Origin of the sequence: Streptomyces triticirhizae (assembly GCF_003696235.1) — a bacterium.
GTDB classification, from domain to species: Bacteria; Actinomycetota; Actinomycetes; order Streptomycetales; family Streptomycetaceae; genus Streptomyces; species Streptomyces triticirhizae.
The window spans coordinates 1-22,146 of record NZ_RFFJ01000016.1; the positions used below are offsets into that span (position 1 = coordinate 1).

Annotated in this window: 24 protein-coding genes, 1 other RNA gene and 1 riboswitch; of the genes, 20 read left to right on the forward strand and 5 right to left on the reverse strand. The window is 75.1% G+C overall.

What is annotated here, in order from left to right; translation table 11 throughout:
• Positions 1-237: 237 nt before the first annotated feature.
• Positions 238-372, reverse strand: a riboswitch (cobalamin riboswitch).
• Positions 373-707: 335 nt separating this feature from the next.
• The 3 genes from EBN88_RS05210 to EBN88_RS05220 all read left to right on the forward strand — a co-directional run bounded on the left by EBN88_RS05210 (position 708) and on the right by EBN88_RS05220 (position 4,056).
• Positions 708-2,009: a glycosyltransferase family 4 protein gene (locus EBN88_RS05210; protein ID WP_122182611.1), complete on the forward strand. Its 1,302-nt coding sequence runs from the start codon at positions 708-710 to the stop codon at positions 2,007-2,009.
• 96 nt (positions 2,010-2,105) lie between these two features.
• A complete protein-coding gene (locus EBN88_RS05215; protein ID WP_122182612.1) occupies positions 2,106-2,984 on the forward strand; it encodes a class I SAM-dependent methyltransferase in 879 nt (292 codons plus the stop codon).
• Positions 2,971-4,056 (forward strand): prenyltransferase/squalene oxidase repeat-containing protein, encoded by a 1,086-nt coding sequence (locus tag EBN88_RS05220; RefSeq protein ID WP_122182613.1) that lies wholly within the window; start codon positions 2,971-2,973, stop codon positions 4,054-4,056. Before EBN88_RS05215 ends, EBN88_RS05220 begins: the two co-directional genes overlap by 14 nt.
• 130 nt (positions 4,057-4,186) lie before the next feature.
• On the opposite strand, the gene EBN88_RS05225 is transcribed toward EBN88_RS05220, so the two are convergent.
• From EBN88_RS05225 to EBN88_RS05235, 3 genes are all read right to left on the reverse strand, one after another.
• Positions 4,187-4,951 carry a DUF5336 domain-containing protein gene (locus EBN88_RS05225; RefSeq protein ID WP_122182614.1) on the reverse strand — a complete coding sequence of 255 codons (765 nt, stop codon included), beginning with the start codon at positions 4,949-4,951 and terminating at the stop codon, positions 4,187-4,189.
• A gap of 173 nt (positions 4,952-5,124) precedes the next feature.
• A complete protein-coding gene (locus EBN88_RS05230) occupies positions 5,125-5,727 on the reverse strand; it encodes a class I SAM-dependent methyltransferase (protein WP_122182665.1) in 603 nt (200 codons plus the stop codon).
• 197 nt (positions 5,728-5,924) lie between these two features.
• Positions 5,925-7,394 carry a hypothetical protein gene (locus EBN88_RS05235; protein ID WP_325052724.1) on the reverse strand — a complete coding sequence of 490 codons (1,470 nt, stop codon included), beginning with the start codon at positions 7,392-7,394 and terminating at the stop codon, positions 5,925-5,927.
• 399 nt (positions 7,395-7,793) lie between these two features.
• Here EBN88_RS05235 and EBN88_RS05240 point away from each other — a divergent pair, with 399 nt between their 5' ends.
• Genes EBN88_RS05240 through EBN88_RS05250 form a run of 3 tightly spaced genes read left to right on the forward strand, consistent with a single transcriptional unit; the run spans position 7,794 to position 10,598 of the window.
• Positions 7,794-8,639, forward strand: coding sequence for a Nif3-like dinuclear metal center hexameric protein (locus EBN88_RS05240; protein WP_122182615.1), 846 nt, complete (start codon positions 7,794-7,796; stop codon positions 8,637-8,639).
• Positions 8,636-9,379 (forward strand): zinc ribbon domain-containing protein, encoded by a 744-nt coding sequence (locus tag EBN88_RS05245; RefSeq protein WP_199742264.1) that lies wholly within the window; start codon positions 8,636-8,638, stop codon positions 9,377-9,379. The genes EBN88_RS05240 and EBN88_RS05245 overlap by 4 nt, the downstream gene beginning before the upstream one ends.
• Positions 9,380-9,386: 7 nt before the next feature.
• Complete coding sequence (locus tag EBN88_RS05250) at positions 9,387-10,598, forward strand: bifunctional RNase H/acid phosphatase (RefSeq protein ID WP_122182616.1); 1,212 nt, start codon at positions 9,387-9,389, stop codon at positions 10,596-10,598.
• Here EBN88_RS05250 and yaaA read toward each other — a convergent pair.
• Positions 10,585-11,370 (reverse strand): peroxide stress protein YaaA, encoded by a 786-nt coding sequence (gene yaaA, locus EBN88_RS05255; RefSeq protein ID WP_122182617.1) that lies wholly within the window; start codon positions 11,368-11,370, stop codon positions 10,585-10,587. The two genes, EBN88_RS05250 and yaaA, sit on opposite strands and share 14 nt — an antisense overlap.
• A gap of 65 nt (positions 11,371-11,435) precedes the next feature.
• On the opposite strand from yaaA, the gene rnpB reads away from it, so the two are divergent.
• The 5 genes from rnpB (at position 11,436) to EBN88_RS31115 (ending at position 15,937) form a co-directional block, all read left to right on the forward strand.
• An RNA gene (rnpB, locus tag EBN88_RS05260) (RNase P RNA component class A) lies at positions 11,436-11,847 on the forward strand.
• A gap of 673 nt (positions 11,848-12,520) precedes the next feature.
• On the forward strand, positions 12,521-14,731 hold the full coding sequence (locus EBN88_RS05265) for a hypothetical protein (protein WP_122182618.1): 2,211 nt from the start codon (positions 12,521-12,523) through the stop codon (positions 14,729-14,731).
• Positions 14,728-15,243: a hypothetical protein gene (locus EBN88_RS31105; protein WP_199742259.1), complete on the forward strand. Its 516-nt coding sequence runs from the start codon at positions 14,728-14,730 to the stop codon at positions 15,241-15,243. Before EBN88_RS05265 ends, EBN88_RS31105 begins: the two co-directional genes overlap by 4 nt.
• Positions 15,240-15,536 (forward strand): hypothetical protein, encoded by a 297-nt coding sequence (locus EBN88_RS31110; RefSeq protein WP_199742260.1) that lies wholly within the window; start codon positions 15,240-15,242, stop codon positions 15,534-15,536. The genes EBN88_RS31105 and EBN88_RS31110 overlap by 4 nt, the downstream gene beginning before the upstream one ends.
• A gap of 116 nt (positions 15,537-15,652) precedes the next feature.
• Positions 15,653-15,937, forward strand: a complete 285-nt coding sequence (locus EBN88_RS31115) for a WhiB family transcriptional regulator (protein ID WP_199742261.1) — start codon at positions 15,653-15,655, stop codon at positions 15,935-15,937.
• 112 nt (positions 15,938-16,049) lie between these two features.
• Here the strand turns inward: EBN88_RS31115 and EBN88_RS05275 are convergent, their stop codons facing one another.
• Positions 16,050-16,352: a hypothetical protein gene (locus EBN88_RS05275; protein WP_122182620.1), complete on the reverse strand. Its 303-nt coding sequence runs from the start codon at positions 16,350-16,352 to the stop codon at positions 16,050-16,052.
• A gap of 231 nt (positions 16,353-16,583) precedes the next feature.
• Between EBN88_RS05275 and EBN88_RS05280 the strand changes: the two genes are divergently transcribed.
• From EBN88_RS05280 to EBN88_RS05315, 9 genes are all read left to right on the forward strand, one after another.
• The gene (locus EBN88_RS05280; protein WP_199742262.1) at positions 16,584-16,973 is read left to right on the forward strand and encodes a WhiB family transcriptional regulator; all 390 of its coding nucleotides are present in this window, start codon (positions 16,584-16,586) and stop codon (positions 16,971-16,973) included.
• The gene (locus EBN88_RS05285; RefSeq protein ID WP_122182622.1) at positions 16,970-17,176 is read left to right on the forward strand and encodes a hypothetical protein; all 207 of its coding nucleotides are present in this window, start codon (positions 16,970-16,972) and stop codon (positions 17,174-17,176) included. Before EBN88_RS05280 ends, EBN88_RS05285 begins: the two co-directional genes overlap by 4 nt.
• Entirely contained in the window at positions 17,176-17,412 is a 237-nt protein-coding gene (locus EBN88_RS05290; protein ID WP_122182623.1) for a hypothetical protein, read from the forward strand. Before EBN88_RS05285 ends, EBN88_RS05290 begins: the two co-directional genes overlap by 1 nt.
• A complete protein-coding gene (locus tag EBN88_RS30425) occupies positions 17,412-17,576 on the forward strand; it encodes a hypothetical protein (protein WP_158621324.1) in 165 nt (54 codons plus the stop codon). The genes EBN88_RS05290 and EBN88_RS30425 overlap by 1 nt, the downstream gene beginning before the upstream one ends.
• Positions 17,573-19,378: a hypothetical protein gene (locus EBN88_RS05295; protein WP_122182624.1), complete on the forward strand. Its 1,806-nt coding sequence runs from the start codon at positions 17,573-17,575 to the stop codon at positions 19,376-19,378. Before EBN88_RS30425 ends, EBN88_RS05295 begins: the two co-directional genes overlap by 4 nt.
• A gap of 117 nt (positions 19,379-19,495) precedes the next feature.
• Positions 19,496-19,756 (forward strand): hypothetical protein, encoded by a 261-nt coding sequence (locus tag EBN88_RS05300; protein WP_122182625.1) that lies wholly within the window; start codon positions 19,496-19,498, stop codon positions 19,754-19,756.
• Positions 19,753-20,448 carry a hypothetical protein gene (locus EBN88_RS05305; protein ID WP_122182626.1) on the forward strand — a complete coding sequence of 232 codons (696 nt, stop codon included), beginning with the start codon at positions 19,753-19,755 and terminating at the stop codon, positions 20,446-20,448. The genes EBN88_RS05300 and EBN88_RS05305 overlap by 4 nt, the downstream gene beginning before the upstream one ends.
• A gap of 11 nt (positions 20,449-20,459) precedes the next feature.
• The gene (locus tag EBN88_RS05310) at positions 20,460-20,978 is read left to right on the forward strand and encodes a hypothetical protein (protein ID WP_233580473.1); all 519 of its coding nucleotides are present in this window, start codon (positions 20,460-20,462) and stop codon (positions 20,976-20,978) included.
• The gene (locus EBN88_RS05315; protein ID WP_122182627.1) at positions 20,978-22,144 is read left to right on the forward strand and encodes a hypothetical protein; all 1,167 of its coding nucleotides are present in this window, start codon (positions 20,978-20,980) and stop codon (positions 22,142-22,144) included. Before EBN88_RS05310 ends, EBN88_RS05315 begins: the two co-directional genes overlap by 1 nt.
• The last annotated feature ends 2 nt before the right edge of the window (positions 22,145-22,146 follow it).

Below are 22,146 nucleotides of genomic sequence, written 5' to 3' on the forward strand. Positions count from 1 at the left end.
GGTCAGCGCGGGCGCCGGGCGGCGCGTGCCCGAAGCGCGCGCCGTCGCACGCGCCGTGGCGAGGTCGGCGGCCGCGCCCAGTGGCGCGCCCCTGAGCGGACGACGGGGGATGAACACGCGCAAGCCTTTCGCTGTGGCGGCCGTCGGCGCGTTGACCGCCGAAGCGCGCACAGCGCTCAGCGGCACCGGGCGCGACGCCGTACTCCTCGACGGTGCCGGTCGCCGGGGCGGCGACCGTGGCCAGTGCCCATCACGGCGGGCGTTCCGGCTCACGCGGGCGCCCGGCCGGGCGCCCGCGATCACGGTTGCGGGTCAGCGCCGGATTCGCACCGGCTTCCCCCACGCGTGAGTGAACTGATCGGCCTCACTCTAACGGCCCCGGCACCCGCGCCCACCTGCCGCTCGGACCACCCCGGAACCGGCACCCACTCCCACCTCTCCACCGGCACTCGCCCGACCGGCCCGCCGGCTATCACTAAGACCACCCCCGACCGTTCCTGACACCCCCGGACCGCCCCCGACCACCCCTGACCACTGCCGACCGCCCCCGACCCCGTCTCCGCCGCCCGGTTCCCGCCACCGGGCAGCCTGGTGCCCGGCTCCGGCAGCGAGTGATAATCGGCCGACCCGCCGCAATTCCCCCCGTCGACGGGCGAGTAGTCTTCTGTACCCGCGAGTAGGCAAGCGGCAGACCCCAGGGAGCGTGTGTGGCGGCGGAGGCCCGGGCGGAGCGCCCGCTGAGAATCGCACTGCTCAGCTACAAGGGGAACCCGTACTGCGGAGGCCAGGGCGTCTATGTCCGCCACCTCTCCCGCGAGCTGGCCGCGTTGGGCCACCAGGTCGAGGTGATCGGCGCCCAGCCCTACCCCGAACTCGACGCCGGCGTCACCCTGCGCAGGCTCCCGAGCCTCGACCTCTACCGGCAGCCCGATCCGTTCCGCACCCCGCGCCGCGAGGAGTACCGGGACTGGATCGACCTGCTGGAGGTCGCCACGATGTGGACCGGCGGCTTCCCCGAGCCGTTGACGTTCTCCCTCCGCGCCCGGCGCGAACTGGCCGCCCGCCGGGCCGAGTTCGACGTGGTGCACGACAACCAGACCCTGGGCTACGGCCTGTTGGGCACCGGCCGGATCGGCCTGCCGCTGGTCACCACCATCCACCACCCGATCACCGTGGACCGCCGCCTGGAGCTGGCGGCCGCGCCGAGCCGTCGCCGCCGCCTCGCGGTGCGCCGCTGGTACGGCTTCACCAGGATGCAACGCCGGGTCGCCCGCCGGCTGCCCAGCGTGCTCACCGTCTCCGGTTCATCCCGCCGGGAGATCGTCGAGGACTTCCAGGTGGCGCCGGAGCGGGTCTCCGTGGTGCCGATCGGCGCGGACACCCGGGTCTTCCACCCCGACCCGAGCGTGCCCAGGGTGCCCGGCCGGATCGTCACCACCTCCAGCGCCGACGCCCCGCTCAAGGGCCTGGTCCACCTCGTCGAGGCCCTCGCCAAGCTGCGCACCGAACGCCCCGACACCCACCTGGTGGTCGTCGGCAACCGCCCCACCTCGGGTCCGGTGCGCGAGGCGCTGGAACGCTTCGGGCTTGGCGGCGCGGTCGAGTTCGTCAAGGGCGTCAGCGACGCCGAGCTGGCCGACCTGGTGCGCGGCGCCCAACTCGCCTGCGTCCCCTCCCTCTACGAGGGCTTCTGTCTCCCGGCCGCCGAGGCGATGGCCGCCGGCACCCCGCTCGTCGCCACCACCGGCGGCGCCATTCCCGAGGTCACCGGGCCCGACGGCGAGACCTGCCTCGCGGTGCCGCCGGGCGACGCGGGCGCGCTGGCCGCGGCCCTGGGCCGGCTGCTGGACGACGCGGCGCTTCGCGAACGGCTGGCCGCCGCCGCGTTGGAACGGGTGCTGGCCCGGTTCACCTGGCAGCACACCGCGCGTGCCACCGCCGAGCACTACCGGGCCGTCATCGCCGCCCAGCGCCGGAACGGGGCCGGCGCCCCACCCCGGCCCCGCTGAACGGCGCACCGGCCGTCGCCCCACCGCCGAACCACCCCGCCGAACCGCCCGCCGACCCCGAACGGCCACCACAGCAACGACGAAAGGGCCGACCACGTGCTGACCGTGGACTTCACCCGCTTCCCGCTCGCCCCCGGAGACCGCGTCCTGGACCTGGGCTGCGGCGCGGGGCGGCACGCCTTCGAGTGTTACCGACGCGGCGCCCGCGTGGTCGCGCTGGACCGCGACGGCGAGGAGGTGCGCCAGACGGCAGGCTGGCTGGCCGCCATGCGGGAGGCCGGCGAGGCGCCGGCCGGCGCGGCGGCCGTCGCCGTTGAGGGCGACGCGCTGGCGCTGCCGTTCCCCGACGACAGCTTCGACGCGCTGATCGTCTCCGAGGTGATGGAGCACATCCCGGACGACAAGGGCCTGTTGGCCGAGGCGGTCCGGGTGCTGCGCCCCGGCGGCCGGATCGCGGTGACCGTGCCGCGCTACGGGCCCGAGCGGGTCTGCTGGGCGTTGAGCGACGCCTACCACCAGGTCGAGGGCGGACACATCAGGATCTACCGCGCCGACCAGCTCCTCGCCCGCCTCCGCGAGGCGGGCCTGCGCCCCTACGGCACCCACCACGCGCACGCCCTGCACGCCCCCTACTGGTGGCTCAAGTGCGCGGTGGGCGTGGACAACGAACGGGCGCTCCCCGTGCGCGCCTACCACAAGCTGCTGGTCTGGGACCTGATGAAGAAGCCGCTGACCACCCGGGTCGCCGAGCGGCTGCTCGACCCGGTCCTCGGCAAGAGCTTCGTCGCCTACGCCACCAAGCCGCACGCCGGATCGCACGCCACCAAGCCGCACGCCGGCGCGCGCCAGACCCCGCACGCCGAGGCGCACGCCGACGCGCACTCCGGCGCGCGCACCGCTCCGGCCGCCGACGCCCGTTCGTCGGCCGCCAACTCCCGTCCGTCCGCGAACGGTTCGGCCCGTGGCGAGTCCTGAGCGCCCCGGGCCGCTGGCGCTGCCCGGGGTGTTGACCGCCGAGGAGGCCGGCGCGACCGCCGCCTGGATAGCCAGGCAGCAGCGTCCCGACGGCGCCATACCGTGGTTCGACGGCCACCACCTCGACCCCTGGGACCATGTCGAGGCCGCCATGGCACTGGACACCGCCGGCGAACACGACCGCGCCGCCGCCGCCTACGACTGGCTCGCCAAGCACCAGAACCCCGACGGCTCCTGGTACGCCGCCTACGCGGCCGGCGACCCCCGCCGCCCCACCGACCTGGGTCGGGAGAGCAACTTCTGTGCCTATCCCGCCGTCGGCGTGCTCCACCACTATCTGACCACCGGGGACGAGGCGTTCCGCCGCCGGATGTGGCCCGTGGTGCGGGCGGCCGTCGCGTTCGTCCTCGACCTGCAACGGGAGGGCGGCCAGCTCGGCTGGCGGCGCGACGCCGCGGGCCGCCCGGTGCCCGACGCGCTGCTGACCGGCTCCGCCTCCGGCTACCAGGCGCTGCGCTGCGCGCTGGCGCTGGCCGAACGGGCCGGCGATGCCCAGCCCGACTGGGAGGTGGCGACCGGCCGGCTCGGGCACGCGGTGGCCCACCACGAGGAGCTGTTCCTGGACAAGTCCCGCTACTCGATGGACTGGTACTACCCGGTGCTGGCCGGCGCCGTGCGCGGCGAGGCCGCCGCCCTGCGGCTCGCGGCGCGCTGGGACGAGTTCGTGGTGCCGGGCCTCGGGGTGCGCTGCGTGCGGGAGAACCAGTGGGTCACCGGCGGCGAGAGCGCCGAACTCGCCCTGGCGCTCTGGGCGGTGGGCCAGGAGGAGCGCGCGGTTGAGGTACTGCGCGCCCTCGGCCGGCTGCGCACGCCGGACGGGCGGTACTGGACCGGCTATGTCTACGCGGACGACGCGTTCTGGCCGGTCGAGCACACCACCTGGACGGCCGGCTCGGTGCTGCTGGCCGTCGCCGCGCTCACCGGCGACCCGGCGACCACCGCCGTCTTCGGCGGCCACGACCTGCCCGCCGGCCTGGACCCCGACTGCCGCTGCCTGGCCACCGATTCCTGAGAGAGATGTCAAGCGGCCAGCGTGACGGAACCGGACAAGCGAGCGAGAAGGCGGCGGCCCCACCGGAGTCCCGTGAGGGAACTCCCGGTGGGGCCGCCGCCGTTGAGCGGGGTGCGAGCCGTGGTGAGGCTCAGCCGCGCTGGATGCCCGAGGTGTCCTGGAGCACGCCGCGCCGCCCGTCCTGGGTCTGCGCGACCAGCGTCTGACCGCGCTGCTCGACCGCCAGGTACCAGGTGCCGGGCGCCAGTTCGGCGACCGGGGTCGGCGAGCCGTCCTCGCCGTACAGCGGCCGGGCGGCCGGCACGGCGAACCAGAACGGCTGGAAGTTCGGGTCGGCGCCACCGGGCGGCGGGGTCCCCACGCCGCCGGGCTGGCCGTAGCCGCCGGGCTGCTGCTGACCGCCGGGGTAGCCGTAGCCCTGCTGCTGGACGCCCCCGTAGGGCGCGCCCGCCGCGCCGGGCTGCGCCGGGGAGGAGCTGGTCAGCGGCGCCTGGAGCGCGGGAATCATCGGGGTGGCCCCGGCGAAGAACGCCAGCGCCAGCGCCGAGATGAAGCCGAGGATCAGGCCCACGCCGGCGTCCATGCCGTCGAACCCGCCCACCAGCGACCAGAAGCCGGCCCAGGCCGAGGTCACCGACAGGGCGATGCCCCACTGGTTGAGCTTGAGCCCGAGGAACTCGCGGTCGGGCTGCGGCACGAAGCGCGACCCCACGATGAGCCCGCCGCCGATGACACCGGCCAGGAAGACCGAGGGCAGGATCGGGAACCATTCAGACGCCCAGCCGGTCCAGTCCTCCGGACCAGCCGAGCGGGCTTCGAGGAACGAGGAGATGAAGAGCAGGACCGCTGCTCCGATCACTCCAGCGTCGCCTCGGGAGAGCGAGCGGTTGTTCACGTCAGATCCTTTGTCGTTACTCGTCGTCGATGGTCGGTCGGGCCGGGCGAGCCCATCGTACGGATGAACCGCGACCCGGGTGTCCGGGAGGGGTTTCCTGTTTCCCAGGCGACACGCTTGTGATGCTGTTGTGACCTCGCGGCCCCCGTGCGAAGCCCCGGACGGCTCCGGGGTCAGTGACCGAGGGCCACCCGTCTGAGGACGCGCAGTGACCGTTGCTGGGCGACCTCGACGAAGGCGCCGCTGGCCAGGGCACGCGTCCAGACACGATAGGGGGCCTGGCCGCCGTCCGCCGGGTCGGGGAAGACATCGTGGATCGCCAGCAGCCCGCCGGGCGCCAGCGAGGGCGCCCAACTCGCGTAGTCCGCCTGGGCGTGCTCCTCGGTGTGGCCGCCGTCCACGAAGACCAGCCCGAACCGGCCGCCGCCGTTCCCACCGAGCGCCCGCGCCACCACGGGCGAGGCGCCGACCACGGCGACGACGTGCTCCTCGAGACCGGCCGAGGCCAGCGTCCCGCGCAGGAACGGCAGGGTGTCCATCCGGCCCGGCCGGTCGGGGTCGGCCAGCTCCGGGTCGGCGTACTCCTGCCCCGGCTGCTGCTCCTCGCTGCCCCGGTGGTGGTCCACGGTGACGCAGACCGTGCCGGCGGCGCGGGCCGCGTCGGCCAACAGCAGGGTGGAACGGCCGCAGTAGCTGCCGATCTCCAGCAGCGGCAGGTCGAGGCCGGCCGCCTCGACGGCGGCGGCGTACAGCGCCAAGCCCTCGTCCCGGGGCATGAAGCCCCTGGCCGCCTCGAAGGCGGCGAGCACCTCCGGCGCCGGCGCGACCGCGCCGCCGCCGTTTCCGACGTCCTCGGCCACGCTCTTCCCCCTGTGGTGCCGATGCCCGAACTCCCCACATGCTGCCCTATCCGCCCGCCCGACCCGCGAACGGGGTCCGGACGGGCGTCAACGGCGCCCGGAACGCGGGGAGTTCAGCGGGTGCGGGCCAAGGGCGCCTGCTGGAGCGGAACGGGGCGGGTGACCCCGGTCGGCTCGGCGGCGTCGCGGGGCGGGGCGGCCGGGCCCGTCGCCTCGATCCTCGGCGGCGGCAACTCGGCGTCGGCCTCGTTGCCATACCCGTTCCCACCCGTGTTCCCGGCGTCACCCGGGGGCGCTTCGGCCGTGGCGTCCGCCGGCTCGTGCGCCGCCGGCTCGTGCGCCGGCGCCCAGGGGGGCGCGTCGGTCGGGGTGGCCGGCGCGTGCGACTCGTTGCCGCGCGCCGGCTCGTGCAGCGGGTCGGCCTCCGACTCCGCCGGCGCCTCCCGGGGCTCCTCCCTCGGCGCGGCCGGCGCGGCCGCGCCCGGCTGCCGATCCGGCACCGGCACCCGGGCCACCCCGCAGGGCGCCTGTGGGGTGACGCACGGCAGCAGCAGGTCGCCGTCCACGGTGAACCGCCCGGTGCCGGCCAACCAGCCGGCCGGCGCCGGCAGATGGACCAACTCCCGCTGCTGCGGCCGCCACACCGCCACCCAGTCCGCCTCAACGGTGGTCAACCGCAGCGCGACGCCGCAGTGTTCCGGCATCAGCACCTGCCCCGGCCGCACCGCGAACGGCGCCATCCGCACCCCCGGCTGGTGCAGGCTCTCCGGAAAGCGCACCGGGCGGTGGCTGCCCAGCACCCCCCAGCCGATCCGCTCGCTGCCCGGCGCGTCCGAGCGCACCACCAGCAGCCCGCTGTCATAGTCGGCCAGCAGCAGCCGGTCGTCGCTGTCCTCGGCGATCCGCAGCAACTCCGTTGGCTCGCCGCCGTGTTCCACGTCCACCGTCACCGCGCGGGTGCGCCCCGAGGCGTCGGTGCGGTTGAGCGCCAGCAGCCGCCCCGTGCCGTCCAGCCAGGCGCCGCCCGAGCACGTCCCCGCGACCACCGTCACCAACTCGGGACCGAACGCGCCCCCGCACACCAGCCAGAGCGCCGTTCCGCCGCCCTCGCCCGCCTGCGGCGCGAGCGCGTAGACGCGCGCCCCGTCGGGCGCCGGCGGCAACAGCGTGAGCCGCTCGCACTCCACGGCGCCCAGCGCCAACTCGCCGGTGTCCGGGCCCGAGGGGTAGAGCAGCGAGAAGTGGTAACGCCCGTCCGTGCGGCGGCCGATGAGGACCCGCCCGTCCGCCAGCGGCACCAACGGGCTGTCCGGCTCCTCGGGTTGGTCGCCCGGCAGCAGCACCGCGTAGGGCTCGGGGCCCTCCAGCGTCCAGCGTTCCGGGCACCAGCCGCCGCCCCGGCCCCGCGCGACCAGCCGCGCCGCGTAGGAGCCGTCGGCCGCGATGCTCAACGGCGCGGGCGCGGCGCCCGACGGCCCGGTCGCCTCGGCCGACGACGCGTTGGTCTGCGGCGCGTTGCTGTGCGGCCCGTTGGTCTGCGGCCCGTTGGCCAACGGCGCGGCTTGGTGGGCTTCGCCCTTCATCCGCCTGTCACCTCCGTCAGGGGTGGTCCGACCCATGGCACCGCGCCCCCCGCCCGCCGTGCCCGAGGCGGGGCCGCCGCTGCCGTGGCAACCTCCGACGGTAGGCCCGATCGGCGTGCGCGCCGGGCCACTTGCCGCGCGCGGCGCGGAGAAAACGCCCCGGCACCCGCCCCACCAGGGCCTTCCGTTCTCACTCTCACGGGGGTCCTCCGTCCACTCCGGTTGACGTCGCCCGGCTCGTCCAGGCCCCGGGGCCGGGGCTCCGGCCCGGCCGCCGCCGGCGTTGTCATGGACGCCCAACCGCCCCGCGCCCGGCCGCCGTCGGACCGGCCTCCCCGGCCCTCAGGCCAACCTCGGTGAGGCGGTTTCCCGAGGCCGCGAGCCAGGTAGCCTGGGCCCGTGCCCGTACTCTCCGATGTGATCACCACGCTCGACAGCCTATGGCCCCGCGCCTGGGCCGAGCAGTGGGACGCCGTGGGGCTGGTCTGCGGCGACCCCGAGGCCGAGGTCACCCGGGTGCTCTTCGCCGTCGACCCCGTGCGCGAGGTCGCCGAGGAGGCGGTCGCCATGGGCGCGCAACTGCTCGTCACGCACCACCCCCTCTATCTGCGCGGCACCACCACGGTCGCCGCCGACACCTTCAAGGGCCGCGTGGTGCACACCCTGATCCGCCACGGCATCGCCCTGCATGTCGCGCACACCAACGCCGACCGCGCCGACCCCGGCGTCTCCGACGCCCTCGCCGGCGCCCTCGGCCTGCGCGTGGTCGGGCCCCTGGTCCCCGCGCCCGACGACCCCGCAGGGCGGCGCGGCCTGGGCCGAATCGTCGAACTGGACGCCCCGTTGACCCTCGGCGCCCTCGCCGAACGGGCCGCCGCCCGGCTGCCGCGCACCGCGCACGGCATCCGCGTCGCCGGCGACCTCGACCGGCCCGTCCGCACCCTCGCCGTCTGCGGCGGCTCGGGCGACAGCCTCTTCGCCGAGGTCCGCGCCGCCGGCGTGGACGCGTTCCTCACCGCCGACCTGCGCCACCACCCGGCCTCCGAGGCCACCGAGCACTCCCCGCTCGCGCTGCTCGACGCCGCGCACTGGGCCACCGAGTGGCCCTGGTGCCAGCAGGCGGCGGCCCAACTCGACGCCGCCTCCGAGCGGCACGGCTGGGGCCTGCGCACCGAGGTCTCGCGCCTGGTGACGGACCCCTGGACCGTCCAACTCCCTTCGTCCACCTCAGGAGCCCCGAACTGAACGCCGCGCCCGCCGACCAGCTCCGTCTGCTGGACGTCCAGGCCCTGGACCTCCGGCTGACCCAGCTCGCCCACCGCCGCGAGAACCTCCCCGAGCACGAGGAGATCCGCACCGTCGAGAGCCAGATCGTCCAGCAGCGCGACCTGCTGGTGGCCGCCCAGACCGAGGAGGGCGACACCGCGCGCGAGCAGGCCAAGGCCGAACAGGACGTCGACCAGGTCCGCCAGCGCGCCGCCCGCGACCAACAGCGCCTGGACTCGGGACAGGTCACCAACCCGAAGGACCTGGAGTCACTCCAGAGCGAGATCGTCTCCCTCGCCAAGCGGCAGGACGACCTGGAGACCGTCGTCCTGGAGATCATGGAGCGCCACGAGAACGCCCAGGCCCGCGCCAAGGAGCTGTCCCACGCGCTGGAGGGCCTCCAGAACGTGGCCGCCGAGGTCACCGCCCGCAGGGACGCCGCGCTCGCCGAGATCGACGCCGAGGTCGCCACCGTGCGCGCCGAACGTTCCACGGCCGTCGAGGACGTCCCCGCCGACCTGCTGAAGCTCTACGAGAAGCTCCGCGAGCAGCAGGGCGGCGTCGGCGCCGCCCGGCTCTACCAGCGGCGCTGCGAGGGCTGCCGGCTGGAGTTGAACATCACCGAGCTGAACGAGGTGCGCGCCGCGGCGCCCGACGCCGTGGTCCGCTGCGAGAACTGCCGCCGCATCCTGGTCCGCACCCCGGATTCGGGGCTGTGATCCGTCGATGACACGGCAGTTGGTGGTCGAGGCCGACGGCGGCTCCCGGGGGAACCCGGGCCCCGCCGGCTACGGCGCCGTGGTCAGGGACGCCGCGAGCGGCCAGGTGCTCGCCGAGACGGCCGCCTACATCGGGCGGGCGACCAACAACGTCGCCGAGTACCGGGGCCTGATCGCCGGGCTGCGCGCCGCCCACGCGCTGGCCCCCGACGCGGCGGTGCGGGTGCGGATGGACTCCAAGCTGGTCGTCGAGCAGATGTCGGGCCGCTGGAAGATCAAGCACCCCGACATGAAGCCGCTGGCCCTGGAGGCCCAGAAGATCTACCCGCCGGGCGCGGTGCGCTTCGAGTGGATTCCCCGCGAGCGCAACAAGCACGCCGACCGGCTCGCGAACGAGGCGATGGACGCCGGCAGGCGCGGCGAGGAGTGGCAGCCAGGCCCACCGGGCCCGGCCACCGAACCGCCCGCCGCCGGACCGTTCGCCGAACCGCTGGTCGCCGAGGCCGCCCCCGCCGAGGCCACCGCCGAACCGCCCAGCCACGAGCCCAACGCGGCCGCCACCGCCCGGGGTTGGGGACCGGCCACCGGCACCCCGACCACCCTGCTGCTGCTGCGCCACGGCGAGACCCCGTTCACCGCCGAGAAGCGCTTCTCCGGCAGCGGCGGGCCCGACCCGGCGCTGACCGAGGTCGGCCACGCCCAGGCGGCCTCGGCCGCCGCCGCGCTCGCCGGCGTCGGCATCGGCGCCGTCGTCAGCTCGCCGCTGCGCCGCTGCCGGCAGACCGCCGAGACCGTCGCCGAGCGCCTCGGGCTCGACGTCCGGATCGAGGAGGGGCTGCGCGAGACGGACTTCGGCGCCTGGGAGGGGCTGACGTTCGAGGAGGTCAGGCAGCGCCACCCCGACGAGCTGCGGGCCTGGCTCAGCTCGGCCGACGCCCAGCCCACCGGCGGCGGCGAGAGCTTCGCCGCCGTCGCCCGCCGGGTCGCCGTCGCCCGCGACAGGACCCTCGCCCACTACCCGGGCCGCACCGTCCTGACCGTGACCCATGTCACCCCGGTCAAGACGCTGCTGCGGCTCGCCCTGGAAGCGCCGCCGGCGGCGATGTTCCGCATGGAGCTGTCCCCGGCCGCGCTCAGCGAGATCGGCTACTACCCGGACGGCAAGGCCACGGTGCGTCGCTTCAACGACACCGCGCACCTGGGCGTCACACCTCGGTGACCACCACGTCCAGCCGGCCCGGGGCCGCCGGGTCCTCCTCCACCCGGTAGCCCAACTCCCGCAGCGCACCGGCCACCAGGCCCGCGCGACGCGGCAACGGGCCGGCCTCCAGCAGGTCCCGCACCAGGCGGCCCTTGGTCGCCTTGTTGAAGTGGCTCACCACCGACCGCTTCGGCGTCCCGTTCACCATCCGCTCCTGGAGCACCCGAACGGTCAGCGTGCGTTCGGCCAGCTCGCCCGTGGGGTGCCACAGCGCCGCGTAGGCCGCCGATCGCAGGTCCAACACCGGGCCGCCGCCCGCCACTTCGGGCAGCACCTCGCCCAACGGGCCCCGCCAGTGCCCGGCCAGCGGGCCCAGGCCGGGCAGCTTCACGCCGCCCGAGCAGCGGTAGGCGGGAATCCGGTCGCCGATCCGCAGCGCGCCCCACAGGCCGGAGAAGACCAACAGCGCCTTCCCCGCCCGCCGTTTCGCGGCCGGGCTCAGCGAGGCCAGGCCCAGCGCGTCATAGAGCACCCCGGTGTACACCGCCCCGGCCGGGGCCGTGGGCGCGGTCACCAGCCGGGCGTTCCGCGCCACCTCGTCCGACTGGCCCTCGCTCAGGCCCAGCACCTCGCGGGCCTTGCTCGGATCGCCCGAACACAGCTCGACCAACTCGTCCAGCACCCGCGCCCTGGCCTCGGTCAACGCCGGCAGCGACAGCGACTCCCACGCCAGCGGACGGCCCCGCGAGGCCCCGGCCTTGCCCTCCGAGGGCGGCAGCAGCACCAACATGCCCCGCAGGGTACGCGGTGGCGGGGGCGCCGTTCGGCCCGAGGTAGGGTTGTCCACACGGCGGACGAGCCGGCCGGGCGGTCGCGTCGGGCACTCTTCGGAGGGCCCGCCGAGGAACGTCCGGGCTCCACAGGGCAGGGTGGTAGGTAACGCCTACCTGGGGTGACCCACGGGACAGTGCCACAGAAAACAGACCGCCGGGACCGCGCGAGCGGGACCCGGTAAGGGTGAAACGGTGGTGTAAGAGACCACCAGCGCCCAGGGTGACCTGGGCGGCTCGGTAAACCCCACCCGGAGCAAGGTCAAGAAGGGGCCGTCCTCGGACGACCCCGCGTGAACGCCTGAGGGCTGCCCGCCCGAGTTCACGGGTAGACCGCTTGAGGGTGATGGCGACATCACTCCTAGATGGATGACCGCCACCCGGAGCGCCCCAGGGCGCCCCGGGAACAGGACCCGGCGTACAGGCCGACTCGTCTCACGCCGGGGGTCTGACCTCGCCTAATAAGCAGGTCAGGCCCTCGGGCCGTACCCCTCGGGGGGTCCCGTTTTCCTGGGACTTCCCGGGGGTTCCCACTCATTCGTTTACGGGTTGTTTCCCCGTCCGGCCCCGCATTGCGGTGCTGCTGGGCGGGGTTTCGTCATGCCCGGGTGCGGCTGATCTGACGCCGTCCACCCCCTGGCCTCGGGGGTGGACGTGACTTAGCGCGAACGCCGAAGGGCCGGAGCGCCCGGGGGTCACGACCCCGGTTTCTCCGGCCCTTCCAAAAGGTCAGCTCCCGCAGCACCCCACCGGTCTGGACAACCCAGGTGCTAGCGGGTCCGGTGACCCTCGGACCCTGACTCTCTCCCGCCCCCCATCCCCCCTTTAGGGCGGAGGAGTCGAGGAGGCCGAGGCCCGAACCAAGGCCCCGCAAGGGGCACTCAGTGAGGCCCAAGAATGGCACAGCGCGAAACGGCCGCCAAGTCGGGCGGTCGTATTCCGGCGCCCCGCGCGCCCGGGGTTCCCTGGGAAACCCTGGGAACTCAGGGGAATTCGGATGGCACGCCGCGACACGCCGAGACGCCCGGTCGGGTGACCCGGCCGCGCCTGGCGTACGCCGCTGCCGCTGAGCAGCCGGACACCGGGCGCCTGCCTCGTCTCGGCCGCCACATGCAGCGCGTACTCCGGGCGGCCGTCGCGTGGCTGACGGAGACCGGACCGGCCCGCGACTGCGGCCATGCCGCGCTGGTCGTCCTGGTGGTGGTGCTGGCCAAGGCCAACCGGCAGCGCGGCCGGGTCACCAGTACGACCGTGCCCGAGCTGGCCGCCTGGCTGGGCGTGAGCGCCAGCACGGTGGACAAGGCGCTGGCCGAGCTGCGCCGTGCCGGGGCCGTGGAGACCTGGGAGAGACGGAACGTGGAGGGGGAGGTGGACGGCCTACTGTGCCGCGTCGCCGTACCCGACGGCAGTCCCCGCCACCCGCTGGCCGTCCTCGGCCGCGCCGAGCTGGCCACCCTGCTGCGCTCCTGTGAGGCCCTGTTCGGCCCCGGCTGGACCCCCGCCGACCGGGCAGCGACCCCGCCCGGACTGCTCGCCCGCCATCGGGGCAAGGGTGCGCCGACGCTCCGCCTGGCCCTGCTGCGTATCTACCTGGATACCCGGCGGGACGGGCGGCTGCGCCTGTGCGGCGGGCGGCTGGACGGGAAGCACGGCCGCGCGGCCGTCACCGTGGCCCGGATGATCGACCGCGCGCCGTCCGGCGGTGCCCGTGTCCTGGCCGAGCTGACGGCAGCCGGGGTGCTCACCAGGACCGAGGAGGCCGCCGACACCGGCATGTCCGGGCGCACCGTCGTACGGTTCCCGGCCGCCGCCGACCCGCGCGCCGGCCGCCGTCACCTGCGGGCCGTGACGGACCAGGACCCCGGAATTCCGGGCCACCCAGGAACGGCAGACAGTGGAAGCGGTCCCGAGGTCGACGCTGCGCCGCAGGTCACGGACGTGGAGGAGGCCGACAGGCCCGAGATTCCGGGCCACCCAGGAATGGCAGACCTCCACGCAGTACACGCTCCGGTGGTTGATCTCTCAGGGTTTGGTGCTGCTGATCTTGTTGTTGTTCCCGCCGGAGGCGGTGGTGGGCTGGGCGCCGTCGGCGGTAGCGCGCAGGTGCGCGAGGGGACCGCCGGGGCCGAGGCCACCGCGCAGGCCGCCGCCTCGGCCGAGGCCGACGCGCTCCGCGCGGAACAGACCAAGATCCTTCCTGCCCAGTTCCGCAAGGTTCGGTCCGGCCAGGGCGCCGACGTGGACCAGGTGCTGGACGTAGTCCGGCCGCTGTGGGCGCAGCTGACGACCGAGGGCCGCCGCGTCACGGTCACCAGGGCCGTGCGCCAGCTGCTGGCCGCCGCCTCGGTGGACGCCGTCCAGCTGGCCGTGGCCGACCGGTACGCCGCCGACCGCGCCACGATCCGGGACCCGTACGCCTGGCTGCTGCGGCGCGGCCTGCGCCCGCTGGACGCCTGCGGGACGCCCGGCTGCGTGGACGGCTGGCTGGCCTCCGATGCGCCCTGCCACGGCTGCCGCGCCGACCAGGCCCGCGCCGAGGACCGCCGCGCGCTGCGCGCCGCCATCGGCGCCCAAGTCAAGGCCGAGCAGCCGCTGGCCACGCCCGAGGAGCGCCGCCGGGAGACCGACCGCCGCACGCACCGGCACGTCATGAAGCAGCAGGCCCACGCCCTGGCCCAGCGTCCGGTCCTCCCCGCCCAGCGGCCCGCCCTGGCTGTGGAGGCGCTGCTGCCGGTGGCCGGACCGTGCACCAGCTGCGGCACCGTCACCCCGAACGGCCGGACCTGCGGGCCGTGCACCGACCTCCGCGCCGTCCAGGACGCTGCCGACCGCGCCGCCGACGCCATGGCCGCCACCACCGCCGACCCGCAGGAGGCCGAGCTGCTTGCCGAGACGGCCCGCGCCGAGCTGCTGGCCGTCGTGGACCAGGCCCTGGCCGACGCGGAGCAGCAGGACGCCCTCCCGGAAATCTTCGGCACTCTCGCCCGGCTGACCGCCGTCAATCATGCCGACGACACCCGGCGCCGTGCCCTGGCCCTGCTCGCCGACGGTACCGAGGCCCGCGCCGAGGCCGACCACGCCCGCCGCATCGCGTGGACGAGCGCCTGGAACGCCAGCCCCGCCGACCGGCGGCAGGCAGCCGAGGAGGCCGGGGCCGATGCCGCCGACCGCGCCGCCCAGTGGCTGTACGACCAGCGCACCGCCGCCCGCGCCCGCCGTCGCGCCGCCGTCGTCCCGGCCCAGTACCCGGACCGGCCGGGCAGCCCCGCGCACCGGGAGATGCGGGCCGCGCTGCGCAGCACCCCGAGGAGGACCGCATGACCCCCGAGGTGGAGGACAACACCGTGGACCAGCAGCCGACCGCCACCCGGCCAGTGGACCAGGTCCCCCGGCCCGCGCCGCCGCGCCGAGGCACGCCGCCCCCGGGTGCGCCGTCGTACGTGAGTGTTCCGGCGCAACTGATCATTGAGCAGGGCCTGGGCGACGCCGTGTTCTGCGTGGTCGTCGCCATGGACTCCCTCGGACGGCCAAGACGCCAGGCCCACGACAGCCCGTGCGTGCCGATCCCCACTGCCCTGCTGGGCAATGTGCCCGCCGCTCACGTGCGCGCCTATGCGCTGCTCGCCGCCAGGGAGGCCGCCGGCCGGGCGGCCACCGAGGAGGAACTGGCGGTGTTCCTGCGCGCCCTCCACCCAGAGCAGGAGCAGGGTGCCGCCAGCGCCGAGGCCCGCGCCGCACTCGGCAACCTCCAAGCCCTCGGCTGGGTCAGCGCCAGCACCGAAGATCCGCCCCGGCACACCGTCCACACCCGGCCGTACAGGAGCACACGGTGAGCCCCAGCGTGGCCCGTCGGGGCCAGTCCAACGGCGGCCGAGCCTACGGCCGCAACCAGGCCCGTGCGGCCAAGTCGCTGACGGCCGCGCTCACCGTGCCGACCACGGACCAGGTGCGCGTGGCCTGCGACGGAAAGTCGGCCCTCTTCGACCGCGCCACCTACGACCGGCCAGCGGGCAACGCGCCCACCGAAGCCCGCACGGCCTGGTACACCGCCGCCCTGGAGGCCGCCCGGCTGTGCAACGGGTGCCCCATCCGCTCCAGCTGCTCGGTGCGGGTGAGCGCCCCGTGACCGCCGCCGTGGAGCAACTGCCGGGCCGGACGCTCCCAGGCCCCCGCCGGGGCGCTCGTACCGACGACGACGGCCGCCGCTATCGGTACATTCCCCTTCCACTCCAGGCCCGACCCGTGGACGCCATCGGCAGGCCGCAGGCCGCTTGTACCGGCCTGGACCCGCGCGCCTTCTTCACCACGGCATCGGCCCCGAGCGACCGGCCGACCCACGCTGAGCGGTACGCACTGGTCGTGTGCGCCACCTGCCCTATCCGGACCAGCTGCCTGATCTTCGATCTGGAAGCCGCCAGCGACGTGTCCGACGTGAACGGCGTGTTCGGCGGCCTGCGGGAGGCCGAGCGCCGGGAGATCATCCGGCAGCGCATCCAACGCCGCCGCGCAGCCAAGGACGCGGAATGACCGGCGGTCGGGCGTACGCGGCGGCCCCGCCGGGGCGTTGTTGTGTCGGTGCAACGGGGGCGGGTGGGCGTGACGCCCGGTGTTGTGCGGGCGTCACGGCAGCGTGGCGGGGTCACTCCTCGGTGGTCTGCTGCTCCCGCACCTTGGCCGGGTGGACGTACGGCACCCCGGCGTCCCGGACCAGTCGCTGGACGGTCCGGGTGTCGTATCCGGCGGTGCGGGCCGCCTCGGCCTGGGTGACGGCCCCGGCCTGGACGTGTCGAGAGATGCCCTGTGCCAGTTCCTTGCGCCGGGTGCGCACCAGTTCCTCCGCGTCGTCCAGGGCGCTGCGCAGCCTGCGGATATCGGCGGCTGCCGAGTCGGCGGCGGCCTGTTCCTCGGGGGTGCGGTTCTTCCATCGGCGCGGTTCTGGCATGGGCACATGTTGGCACCCGAGTGTCCGGACTCGGGTGTCAGGGCGTGAATGCCTGGACACGGCGAACTCCCATCCCACTTGACATGCGACACGAATGTCTAGACTCTGAGACCGCAACTCAGGTAAGCAAGTCCCCAGGGAGCAGCAGAAACACAAGCGGCCCCCGCCGGTGCGCTCACACCGAACGGGGGCCTTACCGAGATCCACCTACGCGACTAGGAGGACCCGACCGTGACCAAAGGTACCCGGCCGGCACCCAGTGCGGCCCCGGCCGCAGTCGGCAACAACGGCCGACGCCACCGCCGTTACACCCCCGTCCCGCTCCAGGCCCGGCCCATGGACGCGACCGGCAGCCCGCAGCCCGCGTGCACCGGCCTGGACCTGCGCGCGTTCTTCCCCAAGCCGTCCGACCTGGGCGAGCGCCCCACCGCCCCCGAGCGGTACGCACTCGCCGTGTGCGCCGTCTGCCCGATCCGGCGCCGCTGCCTGCGCGACGACCTGAACGCGGCCACCGACCTGTCCGACGTGAACGGCGTGTTCGGCGGCCTGCGACAGGCCGAGCGCCGCGAGATCATCCGCGCCCGCGCCCAGGCCGCCAAGGACACGGAGGTGGCCAAGTGATCACCGCCACCGACACCGTCCACCTGGCCGACCCGCACGACCTGAACCCGTCCCAGGGTGCGCCGCTGACGGTGTGCAACCTGCTGGCCGCCCGGCTGCCCGACGGACACCGCCTCACCACCGACCGGCGCGCGGTCACTTGCGCCGACTGCGCCGAGTTGGACGCCGTCGTGGCGCTGGCCCGCACCGCCGGGGGTGCCTGATGGCCCTGTGGGGACTGATCGGCAACGACCGGCAGATGGCCACCACCACGTACCAGGGCCGGGAGTCGGTCAGCGACCGCGCGACCCGCAGGGAGGCCGAACGGTCCGCCACTCGGCGGCGCAACGCCAAGCGGTCCGTAGCGAGCGACGCGGCCAGCGGCGGCGGTGAAGCGTTCGCCGACCGCTCCGCCCGCTCCACCACCCGCTGGTACCGGGGCAGTCGGGGGCGCGGCTGATGAGCGCCCACACCCGCAAGCCTGCCCCCGCCCCACCGACCCCGGCCGAGCTGCGCGCCTCCGCCCGGGTCTCCGTGGCCCGCGCCCGCGCCGTCCGTACCGAGGCCGCCCACGCCGCCGACCGGCTGGCCGCCCTGCTGGGCACGAACAGGAGCACCACGTGAACATCCCCGACCTGATCGGCCGCGCGGACCCGACGGTGGTCCTGGTGACCGCCGCCGTGGCCGCCCTGGCCCTCCTCGGCGGCGGGGCGGTCGCCATCGCCCTGGCTGTGCGCTCCGGCATCCGCCGCCGCGCCCGCCTGGCCAAGCTGGCCACCGACAACCCCGAGGCCGCCACCGAGGCCCGCGCCGCCGACGACCACCGCCGCGCCGGAGTCGCTACCTACTTCGCGGCCTCCGTCGCCTCGGCCCTGTCGCTGGTCGGCATGTGGCCGGTCGTCACCGACGTGGTGGCGGAGTCCGGCCTGCCCAAGGCCCTCCACACTCCCACCGCCGTGGTGGTGCTGGGGTTCCTGGAGGTAGCCGTGCTGGCGTCGGCATGGCGTGCCCGCGCGAACGTCCGCACCACCGGCAGCGTGGGCGTGGACGGCGCGGCCCTGTGGGTGCTGGTCGCGTTCTCCTCCACCGTCGCCCTGACCCAGGCCCAGACCCTGACCGGCGCCCTGGTGAAGATCGGCGCCCCGATCGCAGCCGCATGGATGTGGGAGCGGGGCCTGGCCCCCGAGCGGCGCGCCCATCACGGCCAGGAACGGGCCGCCGTCCACTGGCGCGTCAACCTCCGCCGCGTCGCGGTGGCCCTGCGGCTGGCTGACCCGGAGGAGGCCGACCTGGCCGAGCTGGCCCGCGCCCGCCGCCTGGGCGTCATCGCCTCCCACATCGTCCGCGCCCGTCGCCGCCGGTGGGTCCTCGGCTGGGTCTCCCGCGTCCGCGCGGAGCGCGCCCTGATCGGTGCGGCCAAGCGCGGCACGTTCAACCGGCCCGGCCGCGCACTGTCCCTGACCGAACACATCGGCCTGCGCGGAGCGACTGCCCACCTGGTCGCCGAGGAACCGGCCGTGCCCATGCACCTGTTCACCCCCGCCGCCGACACCGAGCCGACCGCCGGTGAGGAGGCGCTGGCCGAGCACACCGCCCGCACCATGCGGGAGGCCGCCGGCCGGGTGCGCGGCCAGCTGCCCGCCGCGTTCCGGCAGCAGATCCCCCGCCAGGACCCGGCGGTCCTGTTCGCCGACGTGACCCCCATCACCGACGCCCGGCAGTCGGAGCGCGTGGAACAGGCCACCGCCCCCGGGCCGCCCGAGGCTGCCGAGGAGCCCCAGCAGGCCCCCGGAACCCCCGGCCCCGCCAAGGCACTGGAGGCCGACGAGGAGGCCGAGCTGGAGGCCGAGGCGGACGACGGCCTGGCCTTCACCCGACACACCACCGCCGCGCTGCGCGTGGCCCGCCAGGGCACCCGAGTGACCCTGCCGGTGGGCGCCGGTGAAGCACCCGCCGACGCCTCCGAGGGCACCGCCCAGGCCCCGGTGGATGAGCGACACGACCGGGCGGCCGAGGAGGCCGCAGGCCGCGCCGGTGCCGACATGTCGGCAAGTTCATCGGGCTTCTTCCCGTCTGGCCTGACCGCCCCCGCGGAGGCCCGGCCGGTGAACCCCGCCGACGACACGGAGACCTCCGCCGCCGACGGCGCCGAGGACGACACGGTGAACCCGCCCGAGGAGTCCACCGACACCCCCGCGAAGCCGATCCCCGCGCACATCCTGACCCGCACTCCGGAGGCCATCGCGCACCTGGAGCAGTGGGAGCGGGACGGCGTGGCGCCGAGCGCCAACCGGATGCGCAAGGCGTTGGGCATCGGCACCCAGTGGGGCGCCCCGATGTTGGCCCACGCCCAGCGCACCCGCGCCGAGCGGCCCCGGGAAACCGTCCCTGACCAGGGAGAACGCGGCCAGGGCAACGACCGATAAACGACGGCGCCGGACACCCGGCGCCTGCCAGAATCCGAACGCACGTGCGGGGCCAGGGTCCAGGCGACCAACCAAGCGCCCAGCCCCGCACGGCCACCTCATGGAGGCACAGCCACTATGACCGCCATTCACCCGCCCAGAACCCACACGGGCCACAACGCGCCGATATTCCACCGCCGTTGGGGCCGCCGGGCGTCGCGCACCACCTCCACCGGTACCACCCTGGTCCTGCTGCCCCACGTCCTGCCGCAACTCCCCGACGGCTGGCAGCCGACCGAGGACGCCGAGCGCGCCGCCGCCGAGCAGCACACCGCCACCCCTGGCCCGGACGAACTGGCCACCCAGGCGCGCCTGTTGACCCTGGGGGCCGTCCTGTGACCGGTATCGACTGGTGGCGCACCAGCGCACCGCAGCCGACCGCCCCACAGCCCCCGGCCGACCCGCAGGCCGGGCACTGGTGGGATGCCCTCTACGACGACCCCAGCACCGGCGACGTGTTCGGAGTCAAGCAGCCCGCCGAGTCGCCCACCGTCCCGGTCAAGACCGAGGAGGCACCCGAAGGCACGGAGGAGGCCGAGGGAGCCGACGCCGAGGAGGCAGAGGGGGACGGGGGCGACTGGGGCCGGTATGAGCCCGCGCCCGTCGCCGACTGGCGCACCGGTGAGCAGTGGCGCAAGTGGGACGGCCAGCAACTGGCCACCCGCACGGACCAAGCGGCGGAGACCGCCCGCAGCGTGTGGCGGTACGGCGGCCGGCACGTCCTGTGGCTCGGCGCCTCGGCCTCCCTCGGCTGGTATCTGGGCTGGCCCCAGTGGCAGCGCGCATGGATCACCGATCTCGGGGAGGCCGACAGCATCGGCCTGGCCATCGGCGTGGGCGCCGCCTGCGTCGGCGTGTGCCTGCTCCCCGCCGCCTGGGCGCGTCGCCTCGGCCAACGGCTGGACAACCTGACCGCCGACGCCATCGACCACCCGTTCCGCCTGTTCGCTCCGCTCCTGGGCTGGGTCGGCGCCGTCCCCCTGGTGTCCGCCGCCATCGGCCTGTGCCTGTACGCCCCCGCCGCGCTGTGAGGACCAACGACATGATCATGGAGATTCTGCTGGCAGCCCCCGCCGCCCCGGTCGCGCCGCCCACCATCGGCGGCAAGATCCTGGGCACCGTCGGCGCCGGAGGCATCGCGCTGGCCCTGACCGCCGCCCTGGTCGCTGGTATCCGCCAGCCCAAGGCCGGAGGCGGCGGCAAGGGTGAGGGAGGCGGCGGCGCCCGCACTGCGCTGCGCCACCGCCTCACCAGCGATCAGGCCCTATGGACCGCGTTCTGTGCCGGAACCCTGTACGCCGCCGCCGGGGCGTTCTGGTCCGCGCCTGAGCAGGTGTCCATGTCCCTGGCCCAGGTCATCACCGACGGCGGTTTCGGCTCGGCGGGCCTCGGCGGTGTCGCGCTCCTGTGCGGCATCTGGGTTGCTCTGCGCAAGCTGGCCCCCTGGAAAGCCGCGTTCATGGGCATCTTCATGGCCACGATCTGGGCGGCGGCCGGCGGAATCTGGGGCATCCCCAAGTACCTGATCATGGCCGGTGCACACGCGGTGGGGATCGTGTGATGACCGTGCACGACACCCCCCAGGAGGAGGCTCTGGAGGCCGCCCCCGCCCCCGCCGCCTGCGGTAGGGGCGGGGGCACGTGGGCGCAGGTGGGAGCCGTCTTTCAGGGCACCGGCGGCCCGCTGCTGCGGCTGCTGGCGGGGTCCGTGGTCCTGGTCCGGCGCGGTGTCGGCTGGGTGTGGACCGGCGTATGGCTCACCCCCGCCCAGGCCCTCCAGGCCGCTGCTGCTGCGGCAAAGGCCCAGGAGCAGGCCGAGCCCGCGCCAGAGGCCGCCGGCAAGCGGAAGTCCAAGGCGCAGCGCGCCAAGGAGGCCGAGGCGGCGGAGGAGGGCAGCGACTGGGGCGCTGTCGGCGGGCGCCTGATCGGCGTGGCCGTCGGCGCCCTGGTGGTCAAGACGCTTGGGGGCATGTGGCCGTTCGTCGTCGGCCCGGTCGGAGTCACCGCCTGGGGAGTGGCGGCCTGGCTCTACGCCCCCGCCCGGCCGCACCCGTCCGGCCCGGACACACCCCAAAACGATCATGAAGTGTCGGGGGAGCAGGACCAGGAAGGAGACGACGACCCCGCCGAGGAGGCGCCGCGCTCCTCCCCCGAGAAGGTACGGGCGGCCACGCTGGCCTGGGTGGCCGCAGTGATCGGCGACCGCAACGGCGTCCACCTGGACGAACTGCTGGCCCGCGCCCACGCCTTCGGCATCCTGCGGGAGCTGGACACCTCCGGTCTGCGCCAGGCCCTGGAGGCGCACGGCATCCCCGTGGCCGACGGCGTGAAGATCAAAGGCAACGACGGCAAGGCGTACAACCGGCAGGGCATCAGCCGCAGGCAGCTGGAGGAGGCCCTGGGCCACCCCCTCGGGGACCTGCTGGAAACCCCCGCCCATGCCCCGGCCGAGGCCCCCGCCGGGGCGCCCGTCGCCCCCGCCGAGGCAGCCCCCGCGCCGGCCGACTCCCACCCCGCGCCATCACCCGACGTAACCACCCCGGCCGAGGCGTCCCCCACGGCCGCACCCGGCCCCACCCCTCCCCCACTTCCGGGCCCCACCCCTGGGGACCGGGTAGCCGCAGGTAGCGACTGCCTACCTACCCGCCTACCTCCACCGGCCACCGCGCCGGGGGAAGGGGTGCGCCACCTGCGACTGGTAACCGAAAGTCACGCAACGGAAGGCTGACC

Excerpts from the sequence above, each read along its gene's own strand:
- EBN88_RS05310 (WP_233580473.1), top strand. The coding sequence starts at position 20,460 with ATGATCATGGAGATTCTGCTGGCAGCCCCCGCCGCCCCGGTCGCGCCG.
- EBN88_RS05230 (WP_122182665.1), bottom strand. The coding sequence starts at position 5,727 with ATGCCCCGGGACGAGGGCTTGGCGCTGTACGCCGCCGCCGTCGAGGCG.
- EBN88_RS05290 (WP_122182623.1), top strand. The coding sequence starts at position 17,176 with ATGGCCCTGTGGGGACTGATCGGCAACGACCGGCAGATGGCCACCACC.
- EBN88_RS05250 (WP_122182616.1), top strand. The coding sequence starts at position 9,387 with ATGACACGGCAGTTGGTGGTCGAGGCCGACGGCGGCTCCCGGGGGAAC.
- EBN88_RS30425 (WP_158621324.1), top strand. The coding sequence starts at position 17,412 with ATGAGCGCCCACACCCGCAAGCCTGCCCCCGCCCCACCGACCCCGGCC.
- yaaA (WP_122182617.1), bottom strand. The coding sequence starts at position 11,370 with ATGTTGGTGCTGCTGCCGCCCTCGGAGGGCAAGGCCGGGGCCTCGCGG.
- EBN88_RS05265 (WP_122182618.1), top strand. The coding sequence starts at position 12,521 with ATGCAGCGCGTACTCCGGGCGGCCGTCGCGTGGCTGACGGAGACCGGA.
- EBN88_RS05235 (WP_325052724.1), bottom strand. The coding sequence starts at position 7,394 with ATGAAGGGCGAAGCCCACCAAGCCGCGCCGTTGGCCAACGGGCCGCAG.
- EBN88_RS05300 (WP_122182625.1), top strand. The coding sequence starts at position 19,496 with ATGACCGCCATTCACCCGCCCAGAACCCACACGGGCCACAACGCGCCG.
- EBN88_RS05275 (WP_122182620.1), bottom strand. The coding sequence starts at position 16,352 with ATGCCAGAACCGCGCCGATGGAAGAACCGCACCCCCGAGGAACAGGCC.
- EBN88_RS31105 (WP_199742259.1), top strand. The coding sequence starts at position 14,728 with ATGACCCCCGAGGTGGAGGACAACACCGTGGACCAGCAGCCGACCGCC.
- EBN88_RS05315 (WP_122182627.1), top strand. The coding sequence starts at position 20,978 with ATGACCGTGCACGACACCCCCCAGGAGGAGGCTCTGGAGGCCGCCCCC.